10 protein-coding genes and 3 pseudogenes are annotated in these 11829 nt (G+C 67.9%); 8 read left to right on the top strand and 5 right to left on the bottom strand.

Annotated elements, in window-relative coordinates; translation table 11 throughout:
- The first annotated feature begins 201 nt into the window (after nt 1-201).
- On the top strand, nt 202-1050 hold the full coding sequence (locus tag ABZ646_RS27440) for an alpha/beta hydrolase (protein WP_360524209.1): 849 nt from the start codon (nt 202-204) through the stop codon (nt 1048-1050).
- A gap of 31 nt (nt 1051-1081) precedes the next feature.
- Entirely contained in the window at nt 1082-1480 is a 399-nt protein-coding gene (locus ABZ646_RS27435) for a nuclear transport factor 2 family protein (RefSeq protein WP_360524206.1), read from the top strand.
- Between the two features lie 28 nt (nt 1481-1508).
- Here the strand turns inward: ABZ646_RS27435 and ABZ646_RS27430 are convergent, their stop codons facing one another.
- Complete coding sequence (locus ABZ646_RS27430) at nt 1509-1670, bottom strand: hypothetical protein (RefSeq protein ID WP_360524203.1); 162 nt, start codon at nt 1668-1670, stop codon at nt 1509-1511.
- Between the two features lie 104 nt (nt 1671-1774).
- Between ABZ646_RS27430 and ABZ646_RS27425 the strand changes: the two genes are divergently transcribed.
- Together ABZ646_RS27425 and ABZ646_RS27420 are read left to right on the top strand one after the other, a co-directional pair.
- Nucleotides 1775-2641 carry an alpha/beta hydrolase gene (locus tag ABZ646_RS27425; protein ID WP_360524200.1) on the top strand — a complete coding sequence of 289 codons (867 nt, stop codon included), beginning with the start codon at nt 1775-1777 and terminating at the stop codon, nt 2639-2641.
- 33 nt (nt 2642-2674) lie between these two features.
- A pseudogene (locus ABZ646_RS27420) lies at nt 2675-2893 on the top strand (NADP-dependent oxidoreductase); the annotation flags it as partial.
- A gap of 35 nt (nt 2894-2928) precedes the next feature.
- On the opposite strand, the gene ABZ646_RS27415 reads toward ABZ646_RS27420, so the two are convergent.
- A complete protein-coding gene (locus ABZ646_RS27415; protein ID WP_360524197.1) occupies nt 2929-3918 on the bottom strand; it encodes a YafY family protein in 990 nt (329 codons plus the stop codon).
- Between the two features lie 93 nt (nt 3919-4011).
- Here ABZ646_RS27415 and ABZ646_RS27410 point away from each other — a divergent pair, with 93 nt between their 5' ends.
- The 3 genes and pseudogenes from ABZ646_RS27410 to ABZ646_RS27400 form a co-directional block, all read left to right on the top strand.
- On the top strand, nt 4012-4410 hold the full coding sequence (locus tag ABZ646_RS27410) for a VOC family protein (RefSeq protein WP_360524194.1): 399 nt from the start codon (nt 4012-4014) through the stop codon (nt 4408-4410).
- A 49-nt stretch (nt 4411-4459) separates the two neighbouring features.
- A pseudogene (locus tag ABZ646_RS27405) lies at nt 4460-4606 on the top strand (hypothetical protein); the annotation flags it as partial.
- Nucleotides 4607-4608: 2 nt separating this feature from the next.
- A pseudogene (locus tag ABZ646_RS27400) lies at nt 4609-4701 on the top strand (DNA-binding response regulator); the annotation flags it as partial.
- 134 nt (nt 4702-4835) lie between these two features.
- Here ABZ646_RS27400 and ABZ646_RS27395 read toward each other — a convergent pair.
- The 3 genes from ABZ646_RS27395 to ABZ646_RS27385 form a co-directional block, all read right to left on the bottom strand.
- Nucleotides 4836-6512 (bottom strand): LCP family protein, encoded by a 1677-nt coding sequence (locus ABZ646_RS27395; RefSeq protein ID WP_360524191.1) that lies wholly within the window; start codon nt 6510-6512, stop codon nt 4836-4838.
- A 269-nt stretch (nt 6513-6781) separates the two neighbouring features.
- Entirely contained in the window at nt 6782-7495 is a 714-nt protein-coding gene (locus ABZ646_RS27390; protein WP_360524188.1) for a hypothetical protein, read from the bottom strand.
- A gap of 61 nt (nt 7496-7556) precedes the next feature.
- A complete protein-coding gene (locus tag ABZ646_RS27385) occupies nt 7557-8066 on the bottom strand; it encodes a SigE family RNA polymerase sigma factor (protein WP_360524185.1) in 510 nt (169 codons plus the stop codon).
- 1899 nt (nt 8067-9965) lie between these two features.
- Between ABZ646_RS27385 and ABZ646_RS27380 the strand changes: the two genes are divergently transcribed.
- Nucleotides 9966-11726 carry a hypothetical protein gene (locus ABZ646_RS27380; RefSeq protein ID WP_360524183.1) on the top strand — a complete coding sequence of 587 codons (1761 nt, stop codon included), beginning with the start codon at nt 9966-9968 and terminating at the stop codon, nt 11724-11726.
- Nucleotides 11727-11829: the final 103 nt, after the last annotated feature.

The raw sequence follows: 11829 nt of genomic DNA, 5'->3' as shown, positions 1-11829 counted from the left end.
GACCCTGCGGCCGATGCCTGCCGAGGAAGGAGACGTCGAACAGGGGTAGTCCGCGGGAGGCGGCTCCCGTCGTACCGGGCGCCGCCGGCGTGAGATCCCCTCACGGACTCGACGCGAACTGGTGCTGGTAGCAAATTGAAACTAGTCTTGTTATGCTACTAGCAGCTTCGAATGTCGCCTCGGTCACGGAGAGGACTGATCATGACCACGAACTGGCTCGAAGAGGTCACCGAGAGGCTGATCCCCACCTCGCTGGGGCTGATCAACGTGCGCGTCGGCGGCCGTCCCGACGGCCCCGCCATGGTGTGCTGGCCAAGCCTGATGATGGACGGCACCATGTGGCATTACCAGTACGAGCACTTCGCCCCGACCCACCGCCTGGTGCTCGTCGACAGTCCCGGACACGGCAAGTCCGACGCACTGCGCAAGATCATTGACCTCAAGGACTGCGCCGACGCACTCGTCGAGATCCTCGACACACTCGACATCGACAAGTGCGTTCTGGTGGGCAACAGTTGGGGCGGCATGCTTGCCGGGGTCTTCCCGGCCTACTACCCGCAGCGGACCACGGCGGCCATCGGCATCAACTGCACCGCCTCCCTCCCCACGATGTTCGAGAGCATATGGGCCACCGGGCTGGCCACGTTCCTCTCGCTGCACGCGAAGATGCCCCCGCTGGCCGCCAGGGCCGCCCGCGCCGCGTTCGCCGGCCCTACCGCCGAAGCCACCAACCCGGATTTCCTGGAGTTCACGAACTTCGTCCTCAACGACGATCCGAAGTCCGTGGCCTGGGCCCTGCGCAGCATCCTGATCGGCCGCAAGGACGAGCACCGCCGCCTGAACACCATCAGCAACGTGCCCGTCCTGATCATCGCCGGCGAAGAGGACAGTCAGTTCCCCGTGCACGTGGTGCGGAAAATGGCCGACGCCATCGAGGGGAGCACCTTCCGTGTGCTCCAGCACACGGCCCACCTCGCCGCCCGCGAGAACCCCGACGGCGTCAACGCCGAGATCGACGCATTCCTCGCCGCCCCGGCCGCCGCAGCCTGACCAGGAGAACATCACCTCAGGAGACATCGCCATGGCAGACACAGCACAAACGACAGCCGTGCCCGGCTGGGTCCTGAAGTTCATGGACGCCATCGACACCCTGGAGTTCGGTGAGGGCTTCGCGCCCCTGACCGAGGACACAGACATGTTCTTCGGCGCCGCGCACATCCACGGCGTCGAGGCCATCAAGGAATTCTTCGTCAAGATCGACGCGCCACTGAACATCACCCACGAGGTCGTGGAGTTCTGGACCGCGGGCGACGGAGTCCGCCTGCTGCGCGGCGAAGCGACCATGGCCAAGAAGTCCCAACCGGACCAGGTGGTGCGCGCCCCGTTCATGCACATCTTCTACCTCGACCCGGAAGAGCCGGTGCGCATCCGGACGCTCCGGGTCACCGCGGGCCCGCTGCAGACCGACGCCGTGATGTGACCCGGCTCAGGGCAAGGCGCCCGTGAGGTCACGGCTTGCCGGTCATCGCGCAGAATTCGTCGATGTCGCGGATGCGGCCCGCGTCGGCGGGGTCGGGACGCCGACGCGTGAGGGGAACGATGCCGGGTTCGAGCAGTGCCAGGCCGTTGACCAGTGGCCTGCTGTCGAGCAGGCCCAGCGGCGCGTCCATCGGATGCCGCTCTCCCTCTGGATCGAATCATTCGACGGGTTGACCCACACCCGTGCTTGCAGGGCAAGGAACTAACCAGAGTACGCATTTCAAAGGGGTTGGATATGAACTCGGTGCACCACCGGACCGCCACTGTCGACGGCCATGAGATCTTCTACCGCGAAGCGGGCCCCGCCGACGCCCCGGTGATCGTCCTGCTGCACGGCTATCCGACCAGCTCGTTCATGTTCCGCGGACTCATCCCGCTGCTGGCCGACGATTACCACGTCATCGCGCCGGACCACCTCGGCTTCGGCCACTCCGACGCCCCCCTCGTAGGGGAGTTCACCTACACCTTCGACGCCCTCACCGAACTCACCTCCGGTCTGCTCGGCCAACTGGGCCTGGACCGCTACGCCCTCTACGTCCAGGACTACGGTGCCCCCATCGGATGGCGCCTCGCGCTCCAGCACCCCGAACGGATCTCCGCCCTCGTCACCCAGAACGGCAACGGCTACGAGGACGGTTTCGTCGAGTCGTTCTGGAGCGACGTGTGGGCCTACGGGGCGAACCCCGGCTCCGACACCGAACCCGCCGTCCGCGCCGCGCTGGGCGTCGAGGCCATCCGCTGGCAGTACCTGCACGGCGTGCCCGATCCGAGCCTGGTCAGCCCGGACACCTGGGAGCACGACTTCGCCCTCGTGTCCCGCGAGGGCAACGACGAGGTCCAGCTGGCGCTGTTCCGCGACTACCAGAACAACCGCCCGCTCTACCCGCTGCTGCACGAATTCCTGCGCACCAGCGAGGTCCCGGTGCTCGCCGTGTGGGGCCGCAACGACGAGATCTTCGGCCCGGCGGGTGCGCGGGCCTTCGCCCGCGACGCCAAGGACGCGGAGGTGCACCTGATCAACGGCGGTCACTTCCTGCTGGAGAGCCACCTGGACGTCGTCACGGGTTACCTGCGCGGCTTCCTCGGGCGGGCGCTGGGATAAACAGGGGCGGGGACTGGAAACGGAGCCTTCACAGGCCTGGGCGCCCTCGCCACGACGTATGGCGAGGGCTGGGTCGAGCGGGTGCGGCAGCTCGGCCATGTCGACGCGGCCCTCGATCTGGCCGGCACGGGCGTGATCCGCGAACTCGTCGATCTGGCCGGGAACCCGCAGAAGGTGATCTCCATCGCCGACCTCGGCGCGCCGGAGCTCGGTGTCCGATTCTCCGGCGTGGCCGGGAGCGTGCCGGAAGCGTAAGTGCGCCATCTCATGACATTGGTTCCTCGCTGTCAGGCTCGGCGGGCATAGGACGCGAGGCGATCGGCGAGCGCGATGACGAGATCGCGGAGTTCATCGGGGCGCTCGATGACGAACGGCCGGTCGAGTGCGGCGAGTACGGGAGGCAGCCAGTCGAGCCGTTCGGCCCGTAGCTCGACGCGCCGCCAGCGCTCGGCCGCCGGGTCCTCGTCGGCCGCGGGCTCGTGCTCCACCAGGCTCGCGACGCTGACGGGAAGGCGGGCGCGGATCTGCTCAACTGTCCCGTGGATCCGCAAGGTCACCTCATGCCGGTACCCGGCCGTGGCGAATCCTGACAACACGCGCTGTGCAGGAGCGGGACCACCGGGCGCTTCGAATGAGCCGGGCAGGGTCCGCGCGCCTGCGATGCGGTCGAGCCGGAAGGTTCGGTCCTCGCCGATCTGGGCGTCCTTGCCCGTGACGTACCAGCGGCCCGCGTGGGCGACGATCCCGTATGCGTGCAGTGTGCGTTCGCTGCGCCGTCCGTCACGGTCGGTGTAGCGGATCGCGACCGGTCGGTGGTGGCGCACCGCATCGGCGATGGTGAGCAGGACGTCGGCGTCCGGGGTGTCGAACTCGCCGGGATGGTCCGTGAAGGCGAGAGCTTCCAGGAGTGTGTCGAGCCGACGGGCGATGTGCTTGGGCAGCACCCGCCGGATCTTCGCCGACGCCGTCTCGCCTGCCGTGCCCTCCGTCGTCGTCAGCCCTGCCCGGCGGCCGGCGATCAGGCCGAGCAGCACGGCCAGCGCCTCGTCGTCGCTGAGCATGAGCGGCGGCAGGCGGTACCCGGGGGCGAGACGGTACCCGCCGTAGCGGCCGCGCACCGACTCCACGGGCACGTCCAGGTCGATCAGCTGGTCCACGTACCGGCGCACGGTGCGTCCTTCGACGCCGAGACGGCCGGCGAGTTCGGCCACTGTCCGGGTGCCGCCCGACTGGAGCAGCTCCAGGAGTGTCAGCACGCGGCCGGTGGGTCGAGACATGTTCGCAGCCTAAGGTAAATACAGGACCGATTCTGTCCCCTATTTCTTCTAACCTGCGACGTGCACGCCCCCAGCACAGCCAAGGAGATTCCCATGGACTTCATCTCGATCCGCATCATCACCGGCGACGTAGCGCGCCTCGTCGCGTTCTACGAGCGCGCCACAGGGGCGCAGGCGACGTGGGCCAACGAAGACTTCGCCGAACTCAGGACCGCGGGCGCCACCCTCGCGATCGGCAGCACCCGCACCGTCCCGCTGTTCGCCCCGGGCTCTGCCCGCCCGGCGGCCAACCACAGCGTGATCACCGAGTTCCTCGTCGACGACGTGGACAGCGTCTACGACAACCTGACCGGCTTCGTCACCGACTTCGTCACCAAGCCCACCACGATGCCCTGGGGTAACCGTTCGCTGCTGTTCCGTGACCCCGACGGCAACCTCGTCAACTTCTTCACCCCCGTCACCCCAGCGGCCATCGAGAAGTTCGCCCGCTGACACCACGCACAGCCGCTCACGCGGGAGCCCTGAGATCCCAGGGCTCCCGGTGAACGCGGCCGCCGAGTCCAGGAACGCCACCAGCAGGGGACATCGGAACGCACCGCTGACCCTCGAAGGACGTCTGCGCTTGTGTCTGCGGATCGACGCCGGACGTCCGATCGCGCACGTGGCTGCGGAAGCCGGGATCTCCCGCCGCTGCTCAAGTACATCTCCCCCGAGCAGCTGGTCGCCTCGGTCCAACTCGTCCGCGCCGGAGACGCGCTTCTGGCCCCGTCGATCACCCGGCGCCGCCGGGCCGCCCCCTCGGCTTGACCGATCGAGGATGCGGGCGATCAGGTGCTGGTAGCAGCGGCGTATCCGCGCGGACCAGCCGGGTTCCCAGCCCGTGATCGCGTCTACGACCGTGTCCGGGGCCCAGAGGCTTACGGCGCAGAGTCCTTCACGTTCTTGGCAAGGGCGTACGCCTCGGTCGGAGAGGTGCTGGACGGCGGGTGATCCTCGCTGGTGGGCATACCGTTGGCGTCCAGCCCGATGACGTCGTTGTAGGGGCTGACCGTCGCACACTTCCTGGTGTCGCCGGTCTGCTGGTGGGAGCCGTTCAGAGCCACCTGGGTGTCGACGTGCGTCGGAGTCGGCCCCCCGCCTGGGAAGGTGTCGCCGGTCGTCCAATCGGTGCCGATGAGCAGCACGATCTGGGAACCGGTGCCCTGCTCGACCGCCCTGGACGGGAGGCCGAGCGCCTTGGCAACCGCCTGGGCCAGCGCCTTCCGCCCGGCCGGGTAGGTCAACGAGGTGGCGGTCGAGAAGGTCCCGTTTCCCGAGTCGGTCTCCTTGCTGAAGCCCTGATCGATCAACGCCTGGGCGATCGACACCCCCCGGTGGTACACCCCGGTGCCGTTCTCGACGTGGACGGCGACCGAGGCGGCGGAGATCGGGCCGGCGGTCGCCGAGGAGGAGCCCTTCTTCCTGGTGGACGCGGTGAGCGACTCGTCGTCCGCGATGGTCTTGAACAACTTCTTGGCGCCCGGGCCGATCAGCGTCTCGGACCCGCCACCCGGCAGGTCGACGTCCTGGGTCTGCATGGTGGCCCAGGTGATCCGGCCGGCGGGCACCTTGTTGAGGTCGAGGGCCAGGTCGATGAGCCTGTTGGCGGAGTCCAGGCTGTTGTCGACGGTCAGCGCCTTGGTAGCGGCGTTGGCTATGCCCCACATCTTCGAAGGGCTGCTCAGCGTGCCCTTGCTCTCCAACTGGTTGAGGAGGGCGTTGAGGAAGATGTGCTGGGCGTCGGTCCGGCCGCGGCTGTCGCTGGAGTCACCGAAGCCGTGCCGGGTCCGCACAAACTCGAGCGCGGCATCACCCTTCAGCGTGTGCGACCCCTCCTTCAGCTTCAGGTGGCTGTAGGGGTCGTAGACGTTCTTGCTGACGCAGACGCGCGCCCCGCCGACCGCGTTGGACATCGCCACCACGCCGGCGAAATCGATCATCATGAAGTGGTCGATGGGTATCCCGGTGAGCTGGTGCACCGCGACGACGCTGCAGCCGGGGCCGCCGTTCAGCGCCGAGTTGATCTGCGCACGGGTCTGCGCCGGCATGCTCGGATGTCCCGGGTCGTGGCAGCCGCTCCAGTCGGTCCGCAGGTCGCGGGGGATGCTCATCACCGTGGCATTGGACCGGTCGGCGGATATGTGGACGATCATCTCCACGTCCGCTCGGGCACCGCCGGCCGTACCGCAAGCGCCCCCGAGCCTGCAGTCCGCCGCGCTGTTACGGGCGTCGGATCCGATGACCAGGATATTGATCGGGCTGCGTCCGAACGCGTCGGTCTTCTCGTGCCCGGCGCCGTCCTTGCCGTTCGCGGACAGATCGTCGGACTTGATGTTGCTGTTCAGCTTCCAGTACGCGTACGCGGCAGTGCCGACGCCGAGCACCAGCACGAACCCGAGCAACAGCCCGACGATCTTGAGCGCGCGCCTTCTGTCGGGCTTCTTGCCGGCTCTGCGCAAGGCAGCCCTGCCAGCGCCGGCCAACTCCGCCGGATCCGCCTTCTCGGCCCTGATCCGGCCGATGGCGTGCCTTCGCGATCTGAGGGACTGCGTCATGAGAACTTCCTCGTACCTTCAGGAGGCGACGAACGGAACCATCCGTAAGTGGGTCTCGCAGAAAGCAAGTTGGGTTGAGTATGGCTTGTTTCGAGGGGGCACCTGACCAGGGAGCCGTGCTGGCTCCGCGCCGCCCGCGCGATGCCGTTCCGCGCCTGTAGGCAGATCAGTACTGCCGGCGCGAGCCTCGGCGCGGTCAGACAGTCGCCGAACGCCGAGGTGATCTGCCCGCCGTGATCGTGTCGCCCGCCGCACGGCCGCGGCGGGCGTTACTGCCACTGCGAACTGGTTGCGATGGCTCGTAGTTGGGCCAGTGTCAGGACCGGCGTAGAACGAGTCGAGGGGGCGTTCTGGCTTGGTGCCCCCCACTGCATGATGGTGACGTAGAGCCCGTCAGGGTGCAGAACGTTCACCGTCTCGTGCCCGGGGTCCGTTCCGGGTGGTGCCTGCCGGGACTGGATCAGGGTGCCGTCGGCCAAGGTCGTCGCGCTGGTGAAGACGTGGCTGCGGATCGCGGTGGTGGAGGTCTGCCGGGAGACGTGTACCTCGAACAGCGACTTGCCGTGGCCGTCGTCCACCCACAGCTGTCCGGACCGCCCGCTGCCGGGCGGGATCGAATGCGTCAGGCCGGTCGGCAGCAGCGCGGTCAGGATGGCAAGGGCGCGGTCGGCGGGCAGTGCGCCGGTGAAGGTCGGCTTCGGGGTGGCGGATGCCGTGGCCGCGCCGGTTGTGGCCGAGGCCGCCGGACCGGCGATCGTGTGGTGTGTTGTTCGTCCGTCGGACAGTAGTCCGGGAACGGCCGCCGCGCCGAGCCCGACGAGCGCGAGTACGGCTGCTCCGCTCAGGCCGACGACCGTGGCGCGGCGCCGCCGCCTGCGCCGGCCGTTGCGGACACCGGCCTGTACAAGTGACGGGGTGTTGGGCGGCTCGAAGGTCAGGAGGGTGGTGCGGAGGGCTTCGGTGAAGTCTTCTTCGATGGGCATGGCGGGCCACCGCGTTTCGGGAGTCGGTGATGAGGGCGAAGTAGGTGCCGCGGCACCGGGGTCAGGGGCTGACGAGCTCGGACAGGTCGTGGCCCAGAAGGTCCCGGATCCGAGTGAGCGCGCGCATGCTCTGGTTGCGTACCGCGCCAGGCCGGACCTGAAGGATCGCGGCGGTCTGTTCGACGCTGCGGTCCTCCCAGTACCGCAGGAGCAGCACGGCTCGGTCCCGAGCGGAGAGCCGGCCGAGAGCTTCGAGCAACGTGACCCGCAGCGTGGCGTCGTGCTCGGTGATGGCACCGGAGTCCGGAAGGGTGCCGATGGGCTGCTCAGAGCTGCTGCGCCGACGGCGGTAGGAGAGGTAGGTCCGTACAAGGACGGTGTGGGCGTAGGCCGCTGGGTCGTCTATCTGCGCGTCCTTGCGCCAGTTGGCATACATGCGGCCCAGCGTGTCCTGCACCAGGTCCTCCGCGAGGTGTACGTCACCGCTGGCGAGGACGCACGCAGAACGGAACAGAGGTGCGGATCGCGCAGCGGCGAACGCCATGAATTCCTCTTCGTACCGGCGCTTCATCCCAGATCCTGTTCGTCGTCCACACTCTGAAGACGCTGTGGCAGCAGGGTTACGTCCCACCTGGAGAAGCAGATATCTGGATGCCACAGGCGACCTTCCATTCGGCGACGTTGGCGTCGGCCCTGAGCAGCCAGGGTCTGCTGAAGTGAAGGCCGCGGATCATGGACACGGTCACCGCCGTGCTGAGCGCGGATACCTGTTGCTGGAGTGGATCCGGCAGGCCGAGCAGGACGCACCGAAGCCGATGAAGGGCTTCGCCGGCTTCCTCCGCCAGGACCTCGACGCGGTGACCGCCGGCCTATCCCTGCCCTGGAGCTCTGGAGTCGTCGAAGTAAGCGTGAACCGGGTGAAGACACTCAAGCGGACTACGTACGGTCGAGCCTCCGGACCCGGATCCTCACCCGGCCATGACCTTCACGGAACTGCGGGCAGAGCCGTTTTCGCAGAGCCTCATCAACTCCATGGCCCTCGGCGCGGGCGCCCTGGTAGCCGTCTCGGGCGGTACTGCCCAGGCGTCGGCCTGTTCGCACGCTTACAAGGAAGGGCACTTGGTTCCACGGCGCCCGCCCTCCCGGCCTATCTCCTTTTCATGGGGCAGGAGTTGGCCGGACAGCACATCACGCCTCGGAGTGTTCGACGGCGCCCGCTGGCGGGATCTCGGCGCGACCTGCAACCCCCGAGGTCGGTACACCAGGAAGCGCGGCGGGTGCTTCGTGCGCACGCAGTACGGACCCGAGGCGCGGGACGCCGGGCGGGTGTGCGCCAGGGTGGTCGAAGCGGTGAGCGCCGCTTTCGCCGGCGGATTCTCCAGATGCGCGAGCCAGGTGCTTCCGCTCCGCTCGGCGTCGCCAAGAGAGTAGTTCGCCGGGGCTGGCAATTCCCCCTAGATCATGATGAAGCCACAAAAAGCAACTGTGAGGTAATCGACGAAGGGTTACTACTCGTTACCCATCGTGCCGTTCCCATCAGGTTCCCATCTATGACAAAAGCACCCCTCTGCGATCCTCGCCGACGGGTGCTATGTCCAATTATCTAGCATTTAGTTGTGCCCCCGGCAGGATTCGAACCTGCGACACCCGCTTTAGGAGATTTCCCGGGGCGAGGCCGTGACCTGCGAAAACGTCGATCATCCAGTGTCTGGCCTGGGAAAACACCCCTCCGTAGTTCTCGCGTGTTCACGGGGTTTCCCGTCCCCATGTGTGCTGAATCCGTTCCGCGGGGACACCCCATGAGCCGACTCAGTGACGAGTTATGCGCGGTCCTCGCGCCTCTCGATCGCCTGCGCGGCCCGGCACTGCTCGTGTTCCTCGGCGACGCGGCCTGCCTTGAGGTAGGCGCGGCCGAGTTGGCATCTCGGCGGTCCAGCAGGCATGGTCTGTCTCGCCGAGCTTCACCGCATGGCCGACGACGGTGGCGAGAACTTCTGCCCTCGCATGCTGTGTGCGCAGATCCACGAACAGGCAGCCGTCCGGGTAGTGGCGGCGGATCTCATGAGCGGCGCATACGACGAGCGCGGTCTTCCCGAGCCTTGCTGTGCCGTCCACCGCCACAACGGACACGGACCCGCCGTAGCGGAACGCCGTGGGCTGCTGCATGGCGGAGCACTAGGGAGACCGCCTGGCCGGCCAGACGATCGGTAGGGGCGCCGCGGAAGACGTGTGGACAGCCAAGTACCCCATCCAGTAAATGGTTGATCAAGGACCGCTGAGGTCGTCCGAGGCGGTGTTACGCTCCGCGTGCTCTGCGGTTCTGTGCCGCAGCAACGGGGGACGGACGGCCGGGTGTGCCGGAAAGACGCGCAACCGCTGTGTGCACGACCGGATCCATGCGCGTTGACCCCGCCGCGAGCATTGGCACTCGACACTGACCGGCCCGGCCCAGCCTGAAATGAAGACACCTGTGAATCGAACCGTGCACCAACGCGGCTGGCTCGCGCTTCTGCTGGCCGGCGCGGTGATGGCAGCCCTACCGGCGGCTGCAGCCGCCGACGAGACGCCGATCGACCCGGCACTGCCGACGCCCACGGTGCCGGTCGGTGCGAACTGCGGCAGCGACAGCAGCCCGGCCTGGGCCACCGTGTCCAGTCCGCCGCCCGCGGGCATGACCGTCTCCATCGGCGTACCGCGGCCGACGGTGAACGGAGCGACGTACCAGGGGGTCGTCCACGCGTGGGACGTGGACGGTTCGCAGGCGGCGGACGGGTCCGCCGCCGGGCTGCCGGTGCTCTCCCAATCCGTGTACGTCCCGCTGCCTTTGGCGGACGGGCACACCTACGGCTGGCACGCGTCGACGTACGACGGGACGGCGTACTCGAATCCGACCGCACCCTGCTACTTCAGGCTGGACGGAAGCCCGCCCCCCACCCCGGTCGTCACCAACCCGGACTTCCCCCCGGCGGGCAGCCCGGGAACGCCCACGAAGGCCGCCGGGCAGCCCACCACGTTCAGCTTCAGCTCCACCGGCGATCCCCTGCCCGCCGGGTGCACCGAGGCGGGGACTCCGGACTGCCAGGCCAGCGGCTTGGACCACTTCGAGTACGCCTTCGACCAGCAGCCCGGCATCGGCGCGGCCCGGGTTCCCGTCGACGCGGAGGGCAAGGGCAGTGTGACGGTCGCCCTGTCCTGGGGTGTCCACACCCTCTACGTCGTCGGGGCCGACGCGGCCGGGAACCGGTCGCAGGCGCCGGCCGCGTACACGTTCACGGTTCCGTGGCAGCTCCCGCCCCCGGTTCTGCCCACCCTCGACCTCACCGCCCCGGCGACAGTCGGCCGGGCGGCCCAACTGGCCGTCTCCGGGCAGCTGTCGGCGGCTCCGTACCCATCCGGTGAGGTCGTTCACGTGGTCAAGAGTGACCTGGCCCATCCCGCTGGTGTGGCGCTGCCCGATGTGTCGTTGTCCTCCGACGGCACCTTCAGCATCACCGACGTCCCGCAGGTCGGGGGAGCCAACACCTACACCGTGACCTACCCGGGTGACTCCACCCACCAGACCGTCAACGCGTCCGCCACCGTCCAGGTCTCCCGCAGAGCTACCGCGGTGTCCGTCACCACCAACGCTCTGTCGTACGCCTACGGCGCGACCGCAAAGGTCACCGCCCACCTCGGCACGACCTACAACGGCCGCACTCTCGCGGTCTACGCCCAGCCTTACGGGGGCAAGAAGGCGCTGGTCACGACCGGCACGGTGGACAGCCACGGCAACCTGGCCGCGACCTACAAGCTCACCCGCAGGACCACCTTCACCGCAGCTTTCGCCGGTGACTACCGCTACGCCCCTGCCACGGCTTTCAGTACCGCGTCGGTCTACGCCAAGGTGTCCGAGTCGCTGAGCGGCTACTACGGGAGCACCCACTACGGCGGCCTCCTCTACCGGGTCTACCACCACACCGCCAAGGCCAAGCTGAGCGCCACGGTCACGCCTGCCAAGGCTGGCCAGTGCGTGCGATTCCAGACCCAGCGGTACTACGGCGGTGCCTGGCACACGCAGAGCACCTCCTCCTGCCACACGCTCAGCACGACGAGCGCCGGCTATGCGACGCTGAGCCTGGCCAAGGCGGTCAACAGCAAGTTCCGTATGCGGGCCGAGTACGTCCACAGCAGCAAGGACACCGGCAACCTCAGCACGTGGGGCGCATGGCAGTACTTCACCGTCAGGCAGTGACACACAAGGTGCCGGGTTGAGGTTCCCCCGAGATGCGGGGATGGGTGACACGAATCGAAACCCTCACCGAACACGTCCGCCTGAAACAGCAGCGAGGTTAATG

Origin of the sequence: Streptomyces sp. NPDC007162, assembly GCF_040634175.1 — a bacterium.
Classification (GTDB): domain Bacteria; phylum Actinomycetota; class Actinomycetes; order Streptomycetales; family Streptomycetaceae; genus Streptomyces.
This window is presented reverse-complemented; position numbering and strand designations above follow the sequence as displayed.

Excerpts from the sequence above, each read along its gene's own strand:
- ABZ646_RS27385 (WP_360524185.1), bottom strand. The coding sequence starts at position 8,066 with ATGAAGCGCCGGTACGAAGAGGAATTCATGGCGTTCGCCGCTGCGCGA.
- ABZ646_RS27435 (WP_360524206.1), top strand. The coding sequence starts at position 1,082 with ATGGCAGACACAGCACAAACGACAGCCGTGCCCGGCTGGGTCCTGAAG.
- ABZ646_RS27390 (WP_360524188.1), bottom strand. The coding sequence starts at position 7,495 with ATGCCCATCGAAGAAGACTTCACCGAAGCCCTCCGCACCACCCTCCTG.
- ABZ646_RS27425 (WP_360524200.1), top strand. The coding sequence starts at position 1,775 with ATGAACTCGGTGCACCACCGGACCGCCACTGTCGACGGCCATGAGATC.
- ABZ646_RS27430 (WP_360524203.1), bottom strand. The coding sequence starts at position 1,670 with ATGGACGCGCCGCTGGGCCTGCTCGACAGCAGGCCACTGGTCAACGGC.
- ABZ646_RS27415 (WP_360524197.1), bottom strand. The coding sequence starts at position 3,918 with ATGTCTCGACCCACCGGCCGCGTGCTGACACTCCTGGAGCTGCTCCAG.
- ABZ646_RS27395 (WP_360524191.1), bottom strand. The coding sequence starts at position 6,512 with ATGACGCAGTCCCTCAGATCGCGAAGGCACGCCATCGGCCGGATCAGG.
- ABZ646_RS27440 (WP_360524209.1), top strand. The coding sequence starts at position 202 with ATGACCACGAACTGGCTCGAAGAGGTCACCGAGAGGCTGATCCCCACC.
- ABZ646_RS27410 (WP_360524194.1), top strand. The coding sequence starts at position 4,012 with ATGGACTTCATCTCGATCCGCATCATCACCGGCGACGTAGCGCGCCTC.